Annotated in this window: 15 protein-coding genes; 9 read left to right on the top strand and 6 right to left on the bottom strand. The window is 69.6% G+C overall.

Annotated features, from left to right (window positions below; translation table 11 throughout):
• Positions 1–72 precede the first annotated feature (72 nt).
• A complete protein-coding gene (locus CHC08_RS27460) occupies positions 73–1,137 on the bottom strand; it encodes an EAL domain-containing protein (RefSeq protein WP_245878600.1) in 1,065 nt (354 codons plus the stop codon).
• Between the two features lie 244 nt (positions 1,138–1,381).
• On the opposite strand from CHC08_RS27460, the gene CHC08_RS27455 reads away from it, so the two are divergent.
• The 5 genes from CHC08_RS27455 to CHC08_RS27435 all read left to right on the top strand — a co-directional run bounded on the left by CHC08_RS27455 (position 1,382) and on the right by CHC08_RS27435 (position 7,096).
• Positions 1,382–2,068 carry an acVLRF1 family peptidyl-tRNA hydrolase gene (locus tag CHC08_RS27455; RefSeq protein WP_089210314.1) on the top strand — a complete coding sequence of 229 codons (687 nt, stop codon included), beginning with the start codon at positions 1,382–1,384 and terminating at the stop codon, positions 2,066–2,068.
• A 180-nt stretch (positions 2,069–2,248) separates the two neighbouring features.
• Positions 2,249–3,847: an ABC-F family ATP-binding cassette domain-containing protein gene (locus tag CHC08_RS27450; RefSeq protein WP_089210265.1), complete on the top strand. Its 1,599-nt coding sequence runs from the start codon at positions 2,249–2,251 to the stop codon at positions 3,845–3,847.
• A 114-nt stretch (positions 3,848–3,961) separates the two neighbouring features.
• A complete protein-coding gene (locus CHC08_RS27445) occupies positions 3,962–4,180 on the top strand; it encodes a helix-turn-helix domain-containing protein (protein ID WP_089210264.1) in 219 nt (72 codons plus the stop codon).
• Between the two features lie 129 nt (positions 4,181–4,309).
• A complete protein-coding gene (locus tag CHC08_RS27440; RefSeq protein WP_089210263.1) occupies positions 4,310–5,113 on the top strand; it encodes an enoyl-CoA hydratase/isomerase family protein in 804 nt (267 codons plus the stop codon).
• A gap of 108 nt (positions 5,114–5,221) precedes the next feature.
• Positions 5,222–7,096, top strand: a complete 1,875-nt coding sequence (locus tag CHC08_RS27435) for an ABC transporter ATP-binding protein (RefSeq protein ID WP_089210262.1) — start codon at positions 5,222–5,224, stop codon at positions 7,094–7,096.
• Between the two features lie 185 nt (positions 7,097–7,281).
• Here the strand turns inward: CHC08_RS27435 and CHC08_RS27430 are convergent, their stop codons facing one another.
• A complete protein-coding gene (locus tag CHC08_RS27430) occupies positions 7,282–8,172 on the bottom strand; it encodes a sulfotransferase family protein (RefSeq protein WP_089210261.1) in 891 nt (296 codons plus the stop codon).
• A gap of 30 nt (positions 8,173–8,202) precedes the next feature.
• Here CHC08_RS27430 and CHC08_RS27425 point away from each other — a divergent pair, with 30 nt between their 5' ends.
• Entirely contained in the window at positions 8,203–9,162 is a 960-nt protein-coding gene (locus CHC08_RS27425) for a S66 peptidase family protein (RefSeq protein ID WP_089210260.1), read from the top strand.
• Between the two features lie 91 nt (positions 9,163–9,253).
• Positions 9,254–10,132: a hypothetical protein gene (locus CHC08_RS27420; RefSeq protein ID WP_245878599.1), complete on the top strand. Its 879-nt coding sequence runs from the start codon at positions 9,254–9,256 to the stop codon at positions 10,130–10,132.
• An 87-nt stretch (positions 10,133–10,219) separates the two neighbouring features.
• Here the strand turns inward: CHC08_RS27420 and CHC08_RS27415 are convergent, their stop codons facing one another.
• Positions 10,220–11,980: a glycoside hydrolase family 15 protein gene (locus CHC08_RS27415; RefSeq protein ID WP_089210258.1), complete on the bottom strand. Its 1,761-nt coding sequence runs from the start codon at positions 11,978–11,980 to the stop codon at positions 10,220–10,222.
• Positions 11,981–12,024: 44 nt separating this feature from the next.
• A complete protein-coding gene (yczE, locus tag CHC08_RS27410) occupies positions 12,025–12,630 on the bottom strand; it encodes a membrane protein YczE (protein WP_089210257.1) in 606 nt (201 codons plus the stop codon).
• 75 nt (positions 12,631–12,705) lie between these two features.
• On the opposite strand from yczE, the gene yczR reads away from it, so the two are divergent.
• Positions 12,706–14,139, top strand: a complete 1,434-nt coding sequence (gene yczR / locus CHC08_RS27405) for a MocR-like transcription factor YczR (RefSeq protein WP_089210256.1) — start codon at positions 12,706–12,708, stop codon at positions 14,137–14,139.
• Between the two features lie 66 nt (positions 14,140–14,205).
• Here yczR and CHC08_RS27400 read toward each other — a convergent pair whose 3' ends face one another.
• On the bottom strand, positions 14,206–14,817 hold the full coding sequence (locus CHC08_RS27400) for a trimeric intracellular cation channel family protein (RefSeq protein ID WP_089210255.1): 612 nt from the start codon (positions 14,815–14,817) through the stop codon (positions 14,206–14,208).
• Positions 14,818–14,862: 45 nt separating this feature from the next.
• The gene (locus CHC08_RS27395; protein WP_089210254.1) at positions 14,863–16,362 is read right to left on the bottom strand and encodes a peptide MFS transporter; all 1,500 of its coding nucleotides are present in this window, start codon (positions 16,360–16,362) and stop codon (positions 14,863–14,865) included.
• 179 nt (positions 16,363–16,541) lie between these two features.
• Between CHC08_RS27395 and CHC08_RS27390 the strand changes: the two genes are divergently transcribed.
• The gene (locus CHC08_RS27390; protein WP_089210253.1) at positions 16,542–18,380 is read left to right on the top strand and encodes an AMP-dependent synthetase/ligase; all 1,839 of its coding nucleotides are present in this window, start codon (positions 16,542–16,544) and stop codon (positions 18,378–18,380) included.
• Positions 18,381–18,411: the final 31 nt, after the last annotated feature.

Below are 18,411 nucleotides of genomic sequence, written 5' to 3'. Positions count from 1 at the left end.
GCTCCCGCCGTCGAACGGCCGAGTGCGGGCGTTTGGCGCGTTCCAAGGTCGCTCTGCTGCAGGGGTCGCCTCTCAGTGCTGCATGGCCGCGACCTGGCGGATCAGGTCGGCCACCCGGACGACGCCCATGCAGCGGCCGACCTCGTCGGTGACGACCAGATCGTCGTAAACGCGTGCGGTGTCGCGGCCCGCGAACTGCATGGCGGCGATGGCGGGAGTGGTCTTGGGAACCGTACGGGCGGTGTCGGCGAGCCGTGCCGCGGGCTTCTTGCCGTGCAGGGCGTGGCCGAAGCGGGTGGCGATCGACAGCAGGAAGCGGCTGCGGTCGAGGCTGCCCCGGGGGCGCTGGTACTCGTCCACCAGGATCACGCTGGTGATGGACGGCTCGCTGCCGAAGGCCTCGGCCGCGTCCTCGGCGGTGGCGGCGTAGGGGAGGGTCACCGCGGGCAGCAGGAACTCCTGGACGCGGGGGCCGAGCAGGGCCTGCACCGGCTCCTGCTCGACGACGGGGATCGGCACGTGGACCCGTCCCGACGGGCCGGGGATCAGAAGCGGGCCCTGCGCCAGCCGTACTCCCCAGCCGCGCACCGCGGTGAGCTGTGCCTCATCGGAAATCCCCGGGGCCAGCACGTGGGCGCCCACGCCCCGGGCGAGCGCCGCCAGGGACTCGGCGAGCGCGGAGCGTCGCGCGTCGCGGGGGGTCCTGGAGACCAGCTCGGGGGAGATCACGGCCAGGTACGGCCCCGCGTCGACGAGCAGGTCCAGCGGAATGTGGCCGGTGCCCAGGTCGCCCACCGCGATCAGGTAGCCGATGGCGCGCAGGCCCTCCAGCCCGATGAGCAGGGCACGCCGGTCGTGCTGGGCGAAGTCTCCCCGGACCATGATGATGATCTCGCCGGGCCGCCGCCCGGATATGCGCAGGGCCTCGTGGAGCGGGGCCATCGCCGCCGAACCGCCGATCACCACGATGGCCGGCACGGGCAGTACGAGCGGGAGCAGCGCATCACTCCCGGTGACATTGTGGATCGTCTGGATGACGGCGGAGATGTTCCCGTGACCGTTGCCTGCCGCCTGGAGCGCGATGACGCCCCCGGTGTCGAGGTCGACGATCGGCGTGATGCCCAGGTCGGCCGCCATGGAGGCTGAGGGGAGGACTTGCGCGCTACTCGACACCTCTTGAGGATGAACCCGGTCGCGGGGGCTACAGAAGCCACGCACGGCGTGTTCACTGATATTTCGCTATTTGTTGAGGTTTTGGTTGGAGCCGGTCATTGGAGCCGGTCGTCGAGGGTGTCTGGACGGTCCTTGGGCGACCATCCGGCCGGGGTGGTCGCCCAAGGAATCGTATGGAGCGCCGGGTCACCGGGTAGTGTCCCGTTTCATGACATCGCGACCGGCCAAGGGTGGAGGTCGCTGGGTCCTGGTGGGACCCGAGCGCCTGAACCGCTGGATCGACGGCTTCGTGGAGCGGCACGGCCCGCCGAGCGTGACGGTCTCCGCCTCCGCCGACGTCGTCCGGCTTGAGGGCGCGGACGGCGCGGTGGCCGAGTGTCAGGTGCCGTTCCCTCCCCTGACCCCCTCCGGTGGTGGGCCGCTGGCGCGTCTCACCACCCACGTGCGCAAGGAACGCCGGATCGGCGTGCTGCTGGTACGGCTCGGCGGCCACGCGGCCGGAATCTTCCACGGGGACGAGCTCGTCTCCTCCAAGGTCGGGTCGCGGCTGGTCCACGGCCGTAGCGCGGCGGGGGGCTGGTCCCAGCACCGGTTCGCCCGGCGCAGGGAGAAGCAGGCGAACGAGGCACACGAGGCGGCGGCCGAGGTGGCTCTGCGCATCCTCGGACCCCACCTGAGCGAGCTGGAGGCGGTGATCCTGGGCGGCGACCGGCGCGCGGTGGACGCCCTGCGGCCCGACCGCAGGCTCGCCCCGGTCTTCGCGCTGGAGACCGAGCCCTTTCTGACGGTCCCCGACCCGCGGCTGGTCGTGCTCAAGGAGACCCCGGGCCAGTTTCGCGCGATCCGGATCAGGGTCACCGACCCCGATGCGCCGGCGTCAGACGAGCGGCCCTGAACAAACGGGGGGAAGCAGTCCGGTCGCGCGCCGTACACTGATCGGTATGCGCACTCCCGATTGACCGTCGTCTGGGCAAGGCGAGACGGCCGAGCCGAGAGCCGGGAGACACAGGGCGCGGCGGGTTCGGCCACTGGTAAGTGAGCCTGTGTATTTCCAGTCTGGGAGTGTTCTCCAACCATGATCGTAGCTTCTGACATCGAACTGCGCGCCGGCGCCCGATTGCTGATAGAGAACGCCTCGTTCCGGGTCAACCCCGGTGACAAGATCGGACTCGTCGGCCGTAACGGCGCCGGTAAGACCACCCTGACCAGGGTTCTCGCGGGTGAGGGCGCGCCCGCCGCGGGCACGGTCTCCATCACCGGCGAGGTGGGTTACCTACCGCAGGACCCGCGCACCGGCGACCTGCAGGTGCTGGCCCGCGACCGCATCCTGTCCGCGCGCGGGCTGGACGACGTGCTGCGCGACCTGCACGCGGCCGAGCTCGGCATGTCCTCCGAGGATGACCGCAAGAGGGACCGCGCGGTGAAGGCCTACGGGCGCCTGGAGGACCGGCTGCACGTCCTGGGCGGATACGCCGCCGAGTCCGAGGCCGCCTCGATCGCCTCCAGCCTCGGCCTGCCCGACCGGGTGCTCGGCCAGCCGCTGGAGACGCTGTCGGGAGGCCAGCGCAGACGGGTGGAACTGGCCCGGATTCTCTTCAGCGGAGCGGAGACTCTCCTTCTTGACGAGCCGACAAACCACCTAGATGCGGACTCAATCGGGTGGCTTCGTGATTTTTTACGATCTCACCAGGGCGGCTTGATCATAATTAGCCACGATGTGACGCTTCTTGAAGTGACGGTAAACCGGGTTCTGCACCTGGACGCCAACCGCGCGGCGATCGACACCTACAACGTCGGCTGGAAGACCTACCTGGCCCAGCGGGAGACCGACGAGAAGCGCAGGAAGCGTGAGCGGGCCAACGCCGAGAAGCAGGCCTCGGTGCTGATGTCGCAGGCCGACAAGATGCGGGCCAAGGCCACCAAGGCCAAGGCCGCACAGGACATGCAGCGCCGGGCGGAGCGCCTGCTCTCGGGGCTGGAGGTCGAACGGCGTGACGACAAGGTCGCCAAGCTGCGCTTCCCCGAACCCGCTCCCTGCGGGCGGACCCCGATCATGGCGGAGGGGTTGTCGAAGTCCTACGGCTCGCTGGAGGTGTTCACCGACGTGGACGCCGCCGTGGACAAGGGAACCAGGGTCGTCATCCTGGGTCTGAACGGTGCGGGAAAGACCACTTTGCTCCGCATTTTGGGGGGTATCGAGCAGCCCGACACCGGCGCGGTCAAGCCCGGCCACGGACTCAAACTGGGCTACTACGCGCAGGAGCACGAGACGATCGACCCCGACAGGACCGTGCTGGAGAACATGCGCTCGGCCGGGGGAACCCTCGCCGACGTGGAGCTGCGCAAGGTCCTGGGCTCGTTCCTGTTCACCGGCGATGACGTGGACAAACCCGCGAAAGTGCTCTCCGGCGGGGAGAAGACGCGGCTGGCGCTGGCCACCCTGGTCCTCTCGGCGGCCAACGTCCTGCTCCTCGACGAGCCCACGAACAACCTTGATCCGGTCAGTCGAGAGCAGGTACTTTCGGCACTAAGGTCCTATTCTGGGGCGATTGTGCTCGTCACGCACGATGAGGGTGCAGTAGCGGCTCTACGACCCGATAGGGTGATCTTGCTGCCTGACGGAGTTGAAGACGCATGGAGCGACGAATTTTCCGATCTTGTGGCACTTGCCTGATCTTAATTTGAGCGGGTACGGATCTTTTCCCATGGAGTAGGTAGCCGATCTCGCCGAAATGACTGATCATGGCGTGTGTAACGCTGCGGAAGTCTGGCACTACAGGAGGTACTCGTGGCCGAGACTCTTAAGAAGGGCACCCGGGTTACCGGGGCCGACCGTGAAAAACTGGCCGCCGATCTAAAGAAGCGCTACAGCGCGGGTGAGAGCATCCGCGCGCTGGCCGCTTCGACCGGCAGGTCATACGGGTTCATCCACCGCATCCTGAGCGAGTCCGGCGTGACTCTGCGCGGGCGCGGGGGAGCCACTCGAGGCAAGTCGTCTAAGCGCTGACCCCGCCTCGGAACGCGCGACCGCAGCCGCTCGTCCCCACGCTGGCCGTCCCGTCCGGGTCTGTAGAACCTCATTCTGGAGAATCGATAGGCTCGGACGAGACGGAACCGATGGGTGGGAGAACGAGCGATGGTGGAAGTGGCGTTCGGGGGGAGTGCGGAGGAGGTCTCCCTCGAGGAGGTCGGTCTGCGCTACGAGGTGGACGGCAAGATCGCGACGATCACGCTGGATCGGCCGGAGAAGCGGAACGCACAGACGTTCGCTACCTGGTCGGCTCTGGCTCATATCGGTGACACCCTGCCGCAGCAGGTAAGGGTCGTCGTGATCAGAGGTGAGGGGCCGTCCTTCTCGGCGGGGATCGACCTGCGGATGTTCACTCCGGAGGGGGTTCCCGGTCAGGGTTCGTTCGCGGCCTCGGCGATGCTCGACAGCTCGACCTTCGAGCAGCGGCTAGCCAAGGCCCAGCAGGGTTTCCTGTGGCTGCGGCGTCCCGACATCGTCTCCGTCGCGGCCGTTCAGGGCCACGCGATCGGTGCCGGGTTCCAGCTTGCGCTCGCCTGTGACCTGAGGGTCCTGGCGGACGATGCCAAGCTGTGCATGAAGGAGCCTGCTCTCGGGCTGGTCCCCGACCTGACCGGCACCAAGCCGCTGGTCGATCTCGTGGGCCTGTCCAGGGCGATCGAGATCTGCCTCACGGCTCGCACCGTGGGAGCGGAGGAGGCAGCCAGAATCGGCCTGGCCGAACTGGTGGTCGCTCCCGGGGATCTGGGGCAGGCCGTACAGGATCTGACCGCTGCCCTGCTGGCGGTCGACCGGGACGCCGCGACGGCGACCAAGCGGCTCCTTCAGGGCGCCTCAGAGCGCACGCTGGAGGAGCAGTGCGTGGCCGAGGGGCAGGAGCAGGCAGTACGGCTCAGGGCGTTGTTCGCGTAGTTCACAGCAGTTCACTTAGGGTCACTCAGGCGGGCCGTTGTTCGCCTCAAGCTGATGGGGGAATGGGACTGCCTCTCCCGGTGCTCGCATCGGGAGAGGAGGTCGTACATGGCGATGATGGGCGGGGGCTTCGGGCCCCAGATGATGCGCTCGCTCCGGCGGGACGGCTCGGTGACCAAGGAGCGTCTCACCCCGGGAACCGTCCGGCGCATCATCCGATACGCCCGGCCCTTCTCACGGCATATCGCGGCCTTTCTGACCCTGGTCGTGGTCGGCTCGGTCATCGTGATCGCCAACCCGCTGCTGATGAAGGCGATCATCGACAACGGGATCATCCCGAAGCGGGTGGGAGTCGTCATCGCCCTCGCGCTGGTCATCGCGGGCCTGGCGGTCGCCGACGCGGCGCTCACCCTGGCACAGCGCTGGTTCTCCTCGCGGATCGGCGAGGGCCTGATCTACAACCTGCGCACCGAGGTCTTCGACCATGTGCAGCGCATGCCCGTCGCCTTTTTCATGCGCACGCAGACCGGCGCCCTGGTCTCCCGGCTCAACAGCGACGTGATCGGCGCCCAGCGGGCGCTGACCAGCACGCTGTCCTCGGTCGTCGCCAACGTGGTCATGCTGGTGCTGGTGCTCGGCGCCATGCTGGTGCTGTCCTGGCAGATCACGGTCGTCTCCCTCGTGATGTTGCCGATCTTCATCTTCCCGGCCAAGTGGGTCGGCAGGAAGATGTCGGGGCTCACCCGTGAGCAGATGGAGCTCGACGCCGAGATGAGTTCCATGATGACCGAGCGGTTCAACGTCGCCGGCGCGATGGTCGCCAAGCTGTACGGCCGGCCGGACGAGGAGGCCGCCTCCTTCGGCGGCAAGGCGGGGCGGGTGCGCGACGTCGGGGTCACCGTCGGCATGTACGGGACGGTGTTCCGGGTCGCGCTCGGCCTGGTCGCGGCGCTGGCCACCGCGCTGGTGTACGGCATGGGCGGCGTGCTGACCATCGACGGCGCCTTCGAGTTCGGCACCCTGGTGGCGCTCACGACCCTTCTACTGCGCCTGTACGGCCCGCTGACGAGCCTGTCGAACGTTCACGTGGACGTGATGACCGCGCTGGTGAGCTTCGACCGGGTCTTCGAGGTGCTCGACCTCAAGCCCATGGTCGCCGAGAAGCCGGACGCCCAGGCCATTCCCCACGGCCCGGCCTCCGTCGAGTTCGACGACGTCTGGTTCAGATATCCGGCCGCCTCCGAGGTGTCCCTGGCCTCGCTGGAGGCCGTGGCCCGCCCCGACACCGGGCCCAGCCAGGACGTGCTGCGCGGCGTCGGCTTCACCGCCCGCCCCGGCGAGATGATCGCGCTGGTCGGTCCCTCCGGCGCGGGCAAGACGACGATCACGAGCCTGGTCTCCCGCCTCTACGACGTCAACGACGGCGCGGTCCGGATCAACGGCCTGGACGTGCGCGACGCCACCCTGGACTCCCTGCGCGACACCGTGGGCGTGGTCATGCAGGACGCCCATCTGTTCCACGACACCATCGGGGCCAACATCGGCTACGCCAGGCCGGGTGCGACCGAGGAGGAGATCTGGGACGCACTGAGCGCCGCGCAGATCGCCGACCTGGTCAGGGGACTGCCCGAGGGGCTGGAGACCGTGGTGGGCGACCGAGGCTACCGGTTGTCCGGCGGCGAGAAGCAGCGGCTGGCCCTGGCGAGGCTGCTGCTCAAGGCTCCCCGCGTGGTCGTCCTCGACGAGGCCACCGCGCACCTGGACTCCGAGTCCGAGGTCGCGGTGCAGCAGGCGCTGAAGATCGCGCTGGCCGGGCGGACCTCCCTGGTCATCGCCCACCGGCTGTCCACGATCCGCGACGCCGACCAGATCCTGGTGGTCCAGGACGGCCGCATCGTGGAGAGGGGCCGCCACGAGGAGCTGCTGGCCGAGGGCACGGTCTACGCCGAGCTCTACCACACCCAGTTCAGCGAGACCTCCTAGCGCCGACGCTCCGCTGAGCCCGACCCGGTCCCACCCGTGCGAGGTGGGACCGCCTGTGGCCATCCCCGGTCCCACACGCGCGGTGAGGAACGTCTCCTTGACGTCCTCCCCGCCCCGAAGGACGGGGCATCCGCCCGAAATATCCGGTGACCCCCTCGGCTACGTCCGTCGGAAGGACGCCGCCCTCAGGAGGCCGAGACGTAGCCGAGGCGCAGGAGCTCCTCGCGGGCGACCTTCGCCACCAGTTCGGCGTCCTCGCCGCGCAGCCGGGTGCGCCAGGCGCCGACCTTCGGCACGCTCCTGCCGTACAGGGCGACCTTGGAGATCCGGGTCCCGAGGAAGGTGGAGAGCCCCTCCGCGGCGTCGGCGGGGGAGGAGACCAGGTCCTCGTAGCGCAGGGTCAGCAGTTGCTCGCGGGGCAGCTCGTGGTGGAGCGAGGCCGACAGCCGGACCGCGCTGCGCCAGCGCAGCGCGCACTTGCCCGCCGTGGGCATCGCCTTCCAGCGCTCGCTGTGCTCGCCGGAGTTGAGGCCCAGGAACGGGTTGGGAAACTCGGTCTCGTCGCTCAGCATCACCGGCTTGAACCACGACAGGGCGGCGGGGTCGGCCAGCATGTCGGCGATCACGTCGCGGCCGTCCCTGATGAGCTGGACGAAGCGGGCGTCGGGGAAGGCCTGCAGCAGCACCGAGGCGCTGTAGAGCAGGTCGGGACTGGCGTCACCGAACCTGGCCACCGTGTTGGAGGCCACGCAGGGCCCCGCTCCGGTCACACCCCCCGCCTCGCGGCACGGCTCCGGGCACTCCTGGCACGCGCCGGGCACGATCTGCCAGGCCTCGGCCATGGCGTCGCGGAGCACCCGGGTGGCGCCCATGCCCCGGCTGGCGATGGAGGGGCGCCGGGCGAAGGCGTAGACGACGTGGGCCACCGCCGGACGCCCCATCGTGACGTGGAAGCCCGGGGAGCGTTTCAGGGCACGGGCCAGCAGGTCCGCGCCTGAGTGGGGAGCGGCGAGAACGAACACCGGCTGGCGGACTTTGATGCCGTTGACCACCAGGATGTGGGGCGGAGGTCGCATATGTGAGCCCAGTGTGGCACCGTTTGGGGAGTGAAAGAACCGCCTACGTCCTTCCCGGGCGCGGCAGACGGCGCCGTTGTCCCGCCTCCGCTGCGGCCCGGCGACACGGTGGCGGTGGTGGCTCCCTGCGGGCCCGTCGACTCCGGGGGAGTGGCGCGCGGCGTCCGGGTCCTGGAAGGCCTGGGTCTGAAGGTCGTCACCGGTGCCCACATCCTCGACAGGGACCGCTATCTGGCCGGATCCGACGCGGTCAGAGCCGCCGATCTGAGCGACGCCTGGTGCGATCCCGAGGTGAGCGTGGTGTTCTGCGCCCGGGGCGGTTACGGTGCGACCCGGATCCTGGACCTGCTCGACTGGGACGCTCTGCGGGCCGCCGGGCCCAAGACACTGGTCGGCTCCAGCGACGTCACCGCCCTGCACCGGGCGTTCGCCGTCGAGCTGGGCCTCGCCTCGCTGTTCGGCCCGATGCCGGCCAGCGCCGTGATCAGCGACCCCGCCGGTCCCGAACCCCGCACCTTCGAGCACTACAGGGCCGCCCTGGCCGGAGACCCGCCGCCGATCACCGGCGACCGGGTGATCGTTCCCGGCGAGGTCGCCGCTCCGGTCACCGGCGGCAACCTCAGCCTGCTGGCCGCGCTCTGCGGCACGCCGTACGAGCTGGTCGCACGGGGGCGGATCGTGCTGCTGGAGGACGTTGGCGAGGCGCCGTACCGGATCGACAGGATGCTCGTCCAGCTGCTCCAGGCGGGATGCCTGGAGGGGGCCGCCGGATTTGTCCTGGGCTCCTGGGTCGACTGCGGCGATCCCTACCCGGTGCTGGAGGAGCTGCTGGCGCCGCTCGGCGTGCCCGTGATCGCGGGGCTTCCCGTGGGGCACGGCCAACCACAATTAAGTGTGCTTCTAGGGGCACTTGGTGCTATTGATACGAAATTGTGCTCTCTAGCCTACTCCATCCGCGACTCCTCCAGGGCAGGCTGGGTGCGGATATAGGAGGAAACCCGGCAGAAGGGACACACGAGTGAGGCTTTTCCGGCGGCATCGGAGTCGGCGGGCCGAGATGCCCCCGCGTCCGGTCGAAGAAGTGGATCTCGATTCCCTGCTCGCGCTGGTCGCCGACAATCTCGGTTACACCTGCTCCTTCGCGCCTGACGACGGCGGCACGCTGACGCTCGAAGGCCCCCGCACGGTCGTCGTACGGCTGGCCGGACTCCGGGCCGAGGCGCGGCGGCGCTCGCGGGAAGACTGGCCGATGCTCGTCTCCGAGCACCTGTCCCACACGCTGGACGCCGCGGACGAGCCGCTCGACGCATGCGACCTGGACCAGGTCCGTTCGCTGCTGCGAACCCGGATCCAGCTCGACGAGGACCTGGGCTCGTCCCACGTGGTCGGCCGCCACCTCACCGCCGACCTGGTCGAGGTGCTCACCATCAAGTACGGCGCGACCGCGCGCCCGGTCCGTCCCGAGGAGGTCGGCTGCTGGCCGATCACCGCCGCCCAGGCACTGGACCTGGCCCTGGAGAACGTCCGCCAGGACGAGCGGCTCTCGGTCACCGAGGACGACCTCGGCGGCGTGGCGATCCGGCGGCTGAGCGGCCCCACCGCCAGCGCCGCGGCCCACCTGCGCCGCCTGGCCGACTACCTGCCCATTCCGTCCGACGGCGTGCTCGTCGCGCTGCCCGACCCCGCGACGCTGATCGTCCACCCCGTTGAGAGCATCGGTGTGGTCCGCGCGATCGAGCGGCTGCGGCTGTTCGCCCAGCGGGAGTTCGACCTGGGCGTGGGCGCCGGCGCGCTCAGCTCGCAGGTCTACTGGTGGCACGACGGGCGGCTCAGGCTGATCCGGTCCGATCTGGTCAATCATGACGGCCAGACCCGGCTGGTGGTGGCCCCGCCGCCGGAGTTCGCCCGGGTCCTCGCGAACCTGGCGGTCCGTTCCGACGGCGAGGGCGCCACCGGCTGACAGCGCGGCCGAAGACCCGTCACCGTCGAGGTCTCCCGCCGTCTCCTCGCCGTCGTCGCCGGAGCGAAGAGACCGGGGGACTCCGGCTCAGCTGAGCGCGCGGGCCGTGTGGATCAGCGGAACGTGGCTGAAGGCCTGGGGGAAGTTGCCGACCAGCCGGCCGTAGCGGGGGTCGTACTCCTCGGCGAGCAGGCCGACGTCGTTACGCAGGGACAGCAGGCGCTCGAACAGCACGACCGCCTCGTCCTTGCGGCCGATCATGGCCAGGGCCTCGGCCAGCCAGAAGCTGCACGCGAGGAACGCGCCCTCGCCGCCCGGCAGGCCGTCCACGTCGTTGTCGGCGGCCACCGGGTAACGCAGCACAAAACCCTCGGACATCAGCTCGCGCTGGACCGCCTCGACCGTGCCGATCACGCGCGGGTCATCCGGCGGCAGGAAGCCGACGATCGGGATCAGCAGCAGGGCCGCGTCCAGCTCGTGCGAGCCATACGACTGGGTGAAGGTCCCGCGTGCCTGGTCGAAGCCCTTGTGGCAGATCTCGGCGTGGATGTGGTCGCGCAGCGTCTTCCAGCGTTCGACGGGTCCCGTCCGGCCGAACTCCTCCACCTGCCTGATGGCCCGGTCGAGGGCGACCCAGCACATCACCTTGGAGTGGGTGAAGTGGCGGCGGGGGCCGCGGACCTCCCACAGGCCCTCGTCGGGCTCGTCCCAGTGCGCCTCCACGAAGGCCATCAGCTCCCGCTGGATGGTCCAGGCCCGGGCATCGGGCTCCAGGCCCGAGACGCGCGACAGGTGGAGGGAGTTCATCACCTCTCCGTAGACGTCCAGCTGGAGCTGGTCGACCGCGGCGTTGCCGATGCGGACCGGCCGGGAGCCCTCGTAGCCGGGCAGCCAGCCGAGCTCCAGCTCCGTCAGCCGGCGCTCGCCGGACACGCTGTACATGATCTGCAGGTCCTGGGCGCGGCCCGCGATCGCCCGGAGCAGCCACGCGCGCCAGGCGCGGGCCTCGTCCAGGTATCCGGCTCCGATGAGGGCCTCCAGCGTCATGGTGGCGTCGCGCAGCCAGCAGAAACGGTAGTCCCAGTTGCGGACCCCGCCGATGTCCTCGGGCAGCGAGGTCGTGGGGGCGGCGACGATGCCGCCGGTGGGCTCGTAGGTGAGCGCCTTGAGCGTGATGAGGGAGCGGACCACGGCCTCGCGCCACGGGCCCTGGTAGGTGCACTGCGCGACCCACTCGGCCCACAGCGACTCGGTCTCGGCCAGCTGCTCGTAGGGGTCGATCTCGACCGGCTTGGTCTCGTGCGAGGGGTGCCAGGTGAAGATGAAGGCCATGCGGTCGCCGGCGGAGACCTTGAACCTCGCCTTGTGGGCGTAGTCGCCGCCCTGCAACGGGACGGGGGAGTGCAGCCACACCGAGTCGGGGCCGCCCACGGCCTGCAGCAGGCCGTCGGTGCGGCGCACCCAGGGCACGATGCGGCCGTAGTCGAAGCGGATGCGGATCTCGGTGGCCATGTCCACCGTGCCCGACACACCCTCCACGATCCTGACCAGGTCGGGATTGGCGTGCCGGGTGGGCATGAAGTCGGTCACGCGGACCGTGCCGTGCGGGGTGTCCCACTCGCTTTCCAGGATCAGGGACTCGCCCTTGTAGTGCCGCCGGGTGGCCTTGGGCCGCTCGGCGTCGGCGGGACCGAGCCACCACTGCCCGTTGTTCTTGTCGCCCAGCAGAGCCCCGAAACAGGACGGCGAGTCGAACCTCGGCAGGCAGAGCCAGTCGATGGAGCCGTTGCGCCCGACAAGGGCGGCGGACTGCATGTCGCCGATGAGAGCGTAATCCTCAATCCACATGGGCTCGACGCTAGTGCCTCCGCGGCCTTTCCGGCGGCCGGATGTCAGCCCCTGGGCCGCATCCGCGGCATGAAGAACTGGCTCAGGGGCCCGATGGCGAGGGCGAAGATCAGGGTGCCGGCGCCGACGGTGCCGCCGAGCAGCCAGCCGATGGCCAGCACCGTGACCTCGATGACGGTGCGGGCCGAGCGGATGGACAGACCGAGGCGGTTGAGGCCGGTCATCAGCCCATCACGCGGGCCGGGGCCGAGACCCGCGCCGATGTAGAGGCCGGTCGCCGCGGCGGTGGCGACGACGCCGAGCAGCAGGTAGGCCCAGCGGGCGACGAGGGGGTCCGGGGTCGGGATCAGCCACATGGCCGCGTCGGCGAACAGCCCGAGGAAGACGACGTTGCTGAGGGTGCCCACGCCCGGCTTCTGCCTCAGCGGGATCCACAGCAGCATGACCAGGGCGCCCACCACGATGATCCAGATGCCGATCGACAGGCCCATATGGATGGAGAGTCCCTGGTGGAACACGTCCCAGGGGCTGCCGCCGAGATGTGACTCGATCTGCAGGCCGACGCCGACGCCGTAGAGCGCCAGGCCCGCGTACAGGCGCAGGAGGCGGTTGGGAAGGGAGCCCAGAAGGGGAAGGGAGGCTTCGCTCATAATGCCCTCGATCCTCCGGGCCACCGGCGCCAAGAAAAAGGGCCAATAACGAAAAGTGGCTTTATAGTGGCCAGCATGGATCGGCATCTGAGCGGACCTCAGCTCGCACGTCTCGTGGCGATCGCCCCCGGCGCCAGGCCGTACTACAGGGTCCTGGCGCAGGCGGTACGGTCGCTGATCCTCGACGGGCGGCTCCCCGTGGGAATGCGCGTCCCGGCCGAACGGCACCTCGCCGAGGCCCTGGGCGTCAGCCGTACCACCGTGACCGCCGCCTACGACCGGCTCCGCGAGCAGGGGTATCTGGAGAGCAGGCAGGGCGCCGGGAGCTGGACCGCGCTGCCCGACGCCGCCTCGATGGGCACGGACAACCCGTGGATCGCCTCCGGCGACGACGGGCTGCTGCCCCTGCACGCCGCCGCTCCGCTCGCGATCTCGTCGCTGCCCGCGGCGATCGCCTTCGCGAGCGAGCACTACCCCCGCTACGCGCTCGGCATGGGCTACGACCCGGTCGGGATCGCGCCGCTGCGCCAGGCGATCGCCGCCCGCTACACCGCGCGAGGGCTGGCCACCCGGCCCGAGCAGATCCTGGTCACCACGGGAGCCCAGCAGGCGATCCACCTGGTGGGCAAGGCGCTGCTCTCGCGGGGCGACCCGATCATGCTGGAGTCGCCCACCTATCCGCACACGGTCGACCTGGCCAGGTTGCGCGGGGCCAGGATCGCCGGCGTCGGCGTCTCCGACGAGGGCTGGCACCTCGACCTGCTCACCGAAGCCCTGCGCCAGTCGGGCGCCCGCCTCGCCTATGTGATCCCCGACTTCCAGAACCCCACCGGTCACCTGATGGACGACGCCACGCGCGCGGGCCTGGTCCGCGCGGCCAGGCGGTCCGGCACCACCGTGATCGCGGACGAGACCTGGAGAGAGCTGGCGATCGACGAGGTGCCGGACACCGCGCCGCTGGCCGCGTTCGACACCGACGGGCGGGTGATCAGCATCGGGTCCGCGTCCAAGCTGTGGTGGGGCGGGCTGCGCATCGGCTGGATCCGTACCACCGCCGCCATGGTCCGCCGCCTGGCCGTGCTCCGCGCGGCCGTGGACATCGCCAGCCCGCTCTTCGAGCAACTGGTCGTGACCAGGCTGTTCGAGGACATCGAGGAGGCGAGGGCCGAGCGCCGCCGTACCCACGGCGCCTCCAGAGCCGCCCTGGTGGCCGCGCTGGGGACGCACATGCCCGATTGGAGGTTCATCGTCCCGAAGGGCGGAGGATCGCTCTGGGTGAGGCTGGAGGGCCCCTCCGCCACCTCGCTGACCGACGCGGCGAGCTGTCACGGCGTACGGCTCGCGCCCGGCCCCCTGTTCGGCGTGGACGGCACGCTGGAGGGCCGGCTCCGCCTGCCCTTCACCCAGCCGCCACAGGTCCTCGTCGAAGCGGTGAGCCGCATCGCCGAGGCGAGGGTCAAGGGGGCGCACGGCGCCCGCCCCGCCCGGTCGCTCACCCCGGCGCTATGACCCGCTTTCGACGTGACCCGCACGGGAACGACCCCGTTTCGAGCCGGTCTGCTCCGCGGCGTCCGGCTATTCCGAGGTGACGCCCCTGGCCAGAGGTGCGCGCCACCGTAGCCTCATGGCCGCGATGCGCAGTCCGAAGGCGAGCACGGCCGCGGCCAGCGTGGTCGGCCATCCGTGCAGGTCGAGGGTGTAGAGCAGGGCCATGAGCGCCGAACCGAGCATGGCGGGCACCGCGTAGAGCTGGCGGTCGTACAGCAGGCTGGGGATCTGCCCGGCGAGGATGTCGCGCAGGACGCCGCCGCCGACCGCGGAGGTGATCCCGAGCAGGGCCGCGTGCAGCGGGCTGAGGCCGTAGCTCATCGCCTTCTCCGTGCCGACCGCGCAGAACAGGCCGAGTCCCGCCGCGTCGAACACGTCCACCGCGGGCATCACCCGCTGCACGTGCGGATGCCAGAAGAAGACGATCAATGTGGCGACCATCGGGACGAGCACGTAACCGAGGCTGGAGAAGGCGGCGGGCCGTACGTTCAGGACCAGATCGCGCAGGATTCCGCCGCCCAGGGCCGTCATCTCCGCCAGTACGGCCATGCCCACCACGTCCAGCCGCCTGCGGACGCCGACGAGCGCACCCGAGAGAGCAAAAACGAAGATTCCGGCCAGATCAAGCACTTCATGCACTGATAAATCATCACATGACGGGTTTTATGAAATTCCGGTGGATGGTCAGGGCGACGCCGGAGCGCTCGGCTCGCGGTGCTCGCGCATCATCGTGTGGAGCCTGCCCGCGAACGCCAGGAGCACCAGGGACGCCACGATGGCGATCACCGCGAGCGTGAGGAAGTAGGCGGGCTCCGACATGTGGTTTTTCAGCCGGCCGGTCTGCCCGCCCACGGAGTCGCCCACGGCGAAGGACATGAACCACAGGCCCAGCATCTGGCTCTTGAAGGCCTGGGGGGCGAGCTTGCTGGTGACCGAGAGCCCGACGGGGCTCAGCGCCAGCTCTCCGAAGACCTGGACGAGGTAGACGAGCACCAGCCACCACACCGAGATCCTCCCGCTCTGGGCCAGGGCGGCGGCCAGGGCCATGACCACGAAGCTCAGGCCGTTGATGAACAGTCCGGCCGCGAACTTCTGGGGAGCGGTCACCCGGTCGCCCAGTTTGACCCAGAGCGCGGCGAAGACCGGCACGAAGATCATGATGAACAGCGGGTTGAACGCCTGCGTGGTCGCGGGCGTGATCGAAATGCCGAACAGCGACAGGTCGGTTCTGTGCTGGGCGAAGAACAGCAGCACGGTCGGAGCCAGATCGTAGATCATCCAGAAGATGGCGGCGGCGATGAACAACCAGATGTAGGCCTTCACCCGAGAGCGCTCGTCGTCGGTCAGGTTGTGGCTGCCGAGCAGGATGTAGCCGAAGTAGAGCACGGGAACGGCCAGGATGATCAGTGTCATCACGAGCGCGAAGGCGTCGAGGCTGAAGGTGCCCGAGGCCGTCCAGGCGGTCAGGGCCACGGCGATCACGGCGACGACGGCGAGGGCGGTCAGGCCGAAGTGCCTGCGCTCCTCGGGGGTCAGCCGGTGTCCGGGCACGTCTCCCACCCCCCGCAGGTGGTGGCGGCCTCGCGCGTACTGGAGCAGGCCCAGGGCCATGCCGACCGCCGCCGCGCCGAAGCCCAGGTGCCAGCGGTCGCCCGCGGCGAGCCAGCCGACGACGATGGGGGCGACGAAGGCGCCGATGTTGATCCCCATGTAGAAGATGGAGAAGCCCGCGTCCCTGCGCGCGTCGTCGTTCTGCGGATAGAGCTTGCCGACCATCGTGGAGATGTTCGGCTTCAGCAGCCCGGTTCCGATGATGATGAGGAACAGGCCGAGCGCGACGAAGGCGCCCGTCCTGGCAGGAATGGCCATGCTGATGTGGCCGCACATGATGATGAGGCCGCCCCACAGCACCGCCCTGCGGGAGCCCAGGACGCGGTCGGCGATCCAGCCGCCGGGCAGGGCGACCAGATAGATGAGGGCGCCGTAGATGCCGACGATCGCCTGGGCGGTCGCCTCCGTCAGGCCGAGGCCGCCCGCGGCCGGAGAGGCGACCATGAAGGTGGCCAGGATGGCGCGGAGGCCGTACCAGCTGAAGCGTTCCCACAGCTCGGTGCCGAACAGCGTGGCCAGCCCTCGTGGGTGGCCGAAGAAGGTCTTCTCGCGGGCGCCCGTCCCCGATGCCATGTCGCCCCCCGGCGTCAGCGTGTGATCGAGTTCTCACTTTACGTATACATGTCGGCGGAGTGCGAAGAGAGGTTGCGCGGGCGAGGGTTCTTCTCCCCTGAAGGGTCTTGTTCTAGGTGATCGCCATGTGGTGCGATGCATCCCCACTCGTGCAAGTGAGCACTTTCAGGAGGCGCGTCATGGCCGGTGTCCTTGAGGAGCGTGCGGCGATCGAGCAGGAGATCGCGGGCCGTACCGTCTGCGGGCAGTTGAAGGAGGCGGCGGAGCGCAACCCCGATGCTCCGGCCTACTCCGACCCGATCGAGGGGGGCTGGAGCACCCTCACCTACGCCGAGGCCCGCCGGCGGATCCTGGAGATCGCCGCCGGCTTCGTCGCCCTCGGGCTGGAACCGGGCGAGGCGGTCGCGCTGATGATGGTCAACCGCAGCGAGCACGTGCTGGCGGACCTGGGCGCGATACACGCGGGCGCGGTGCCGTGCTCCGTCTACTCCACCTTCGCCCCCGAGCAGGTGGCCTTCGTGGCCGATGACGTCAAGGCGAGGATCGCGGTGCTGGGCGGCCCGGCCGAACTGGCCAGGTGGGAGCCGGTGCTCGGCGACCTCCCGGAGCTCCGAAAGATCATCATGTTGGAGGGCGCCCCGCAGGACGACGACCGGTTCGTCGGCTGGGACGACTTCCTGGCCCTGGGCCGCGAACGGCTCGAACAGGACCCCGCCGGGATCGACGCCCGCTGGCAGGCGGTGACCGCCGACGACACCCTGACCGTCCTCTACACCTCGGGCACCACCGGTAATCCCAAGGGCGTGCCGCTGACCCACTCCAACGTGTTCTTCGAGGTCGTGGCCACCGACCGGATGGCCTCACTGCCTGAAAAGGGCACTCAGATCTCCTATCTCACCTACGCGCACATCGCCGAGCGCGTGCTCAGCCTCTACCTGCCGCTGTTCAAGATCTCCCACACTCACTTCTGCACCGACCTCGCCCAGCTCGGCACCACCCTCGGCCAGGTCAAACCGGTGCTGTTCTTCGGCGTCCCGCGCGTCTGGGAGAAGATGATGGCCCGCCTGCAGGCGCTGCTGTCCACCCAGCCGCAGGAGCAGCAGGAGAACGTCCGCAACGCCATGGCCGCCGGTCTCGCCCACGTCGAGGCCAGCCAGTACGGGCGCACACCCTCGCCCGAGGTCCAGGCCGCCTACGAGCAGGCCGACGCCGCGCTGCTGTCGATCATCCGCTCGATGGTCGGCTTCGAGAACGCCGGCTGGCTGATCACCGCCGCCGCGCCGATGCCGACGGAGGTCCAGCGCTTCTTCGCCGGTCTCGGCATGCGGGTGCTCGACGTGTACGGCATGACCGAGACGACCGGCGCGTTCACCGCCAACTCCCCCGAGCGCTTCAAACTCGGCACGGTCGGCCAGGCGGGTCCGGGCGTCGAGATCCGCATCGCCGAGGACGGCGAGATCATCACTCGCAGCCCCGCCAACACCGGGGGCTACCTGAACCGGCCGGAGGCGACCGCCGAGCTGCTGGACGCGGACGGCTGGCTGCACACCGGCGACGTGGGCTCCATCGACTCCGACGGCTTCGTCAGCATCGTCGACCGCAAGAAGGAGCTCATCATCACCTCCGGCGGTGAGAACATCTCCCCGGCCAACATCGAGAACTACCTCAAGGAACACCCCCTCATCGGCCAGGCGCTCGCCTACGGCGACGGCAGGCCGTACCCGGTGGCGATCCTCACCCTCGACGGCGAGGTGGCCCCCGGCTGGGCCCAGGGCCGCGGCTTCGTGTTCACCACCCTGGCCGAGTTCGCCGAGCACCCCGAGGTCCTCAAGGAGATCGAGGCCGCGATCGCCGCCGCCAACGAGAAACTGGCCCGCGTCCAGCAGGTCAAGCGCTGGCGCCTGCTGCCGGTGGAGTGGACGGCCGAGACCCTGGAGCTCACGCCGAGCCTGAAGCTCAAGCGCCGCGTCATCCACGCCAAGTACGCTGAGATGATCGAGGACATGTACGAGAGCTGAACCCTCGTACGGCCACCGGGCGTCCGGCCCT

It is taken from the genome of Streptosporangium subroseum (genome assembly GCF_900188345.1).
In the GTDB taxonomy this organism is placed as follows: Bacteria; Actinomycetota; Actinomycetes; order Streptosporangiales; family Streptosporangiaceae; genus Streptosporangium; species Streptosporangium subroseum.
The sequence above is the reverse complement of the archived record's forward strand: the minus strand, read 5'-3'. Positions and strand labels throughout refer to the sequence as shown.

Coding starts and splice junctions, on each gene's coding strand:
- yczR (WP_089210256.1), top strand. CDS start 12,706: ATGGATCGGCATCTGAGCGGACCTCAGCTCGCACGTCTCGTGGCGATC.
- CHC08_RS27455 (WP_089210314.1), top strand. CDS start 1,382: ATGACATCGCGACCGGCCAAGGGTGGAGGTCGCTGGGTCCTGGTGGGA.
- CHC08_RS27460 (WP_245878600.1), bottom strand. CDS start 1,137: ATGGCGGCCGACCTGGGCATCACGCCGATCGTCGACCTCGACACCGGG.
- CHC08_RS27390 (WP_089210253.1), top strand. CDS start 16,542: ATGGCCGGTGTCCTTGAGGAGCGTGCGGCGATCGAGCAGGAGATCGCG.
- CHC08_RS27450 (WP_089210265.1), top strand. CDS start 2,249: ATGATCGTAGCTTCTGACATCGAACTGCGCGCCGGCGCCCGATTGCTG.
- yczE (WP_089210257.1), bottom strand. CDS start 12,630: ATGAGCGAAGCCTCCCTTCCCCTTCTGGGCTCCCTTCCCAACCGCCTC.
- CHC08_RS27435 (WP_089210262.1), top strand. CDS start 5,222: ATGGCGATGATGGGCGGGGGCTTCGGGCCCCAGATGATGCGCTCGCTC.
- CHC08_RS27415 (WP_089210258.1), bottom strand. CDS start 11,980: ATGTGGATTGAGGATTACGCTCTCATCGGCGACATGCAGTCCGCCGCC.
- CHC08_RS27430 (WP_089210261.1), bottom strand. CDS start 8,172: ATGCGACCTCCGCCCCACATCCTGGTGGTCAACGGCATCAAAGTCCGC.
- CHC08_RS27440 (WP_089210263.1), top strand. CDS start 4,310: ATGGTGGAAGTGGCGTTCGGGGGGAGTGCGGAGGAGGTCTCCCTCGAG.
- CHC08_RS27395 (WP_089210254.1), bottom strand. CDS start 16,362: ATGGCATCGGGGACGGGCGCCCGCGAGAAGACCTTCTTCGGCCACCCA.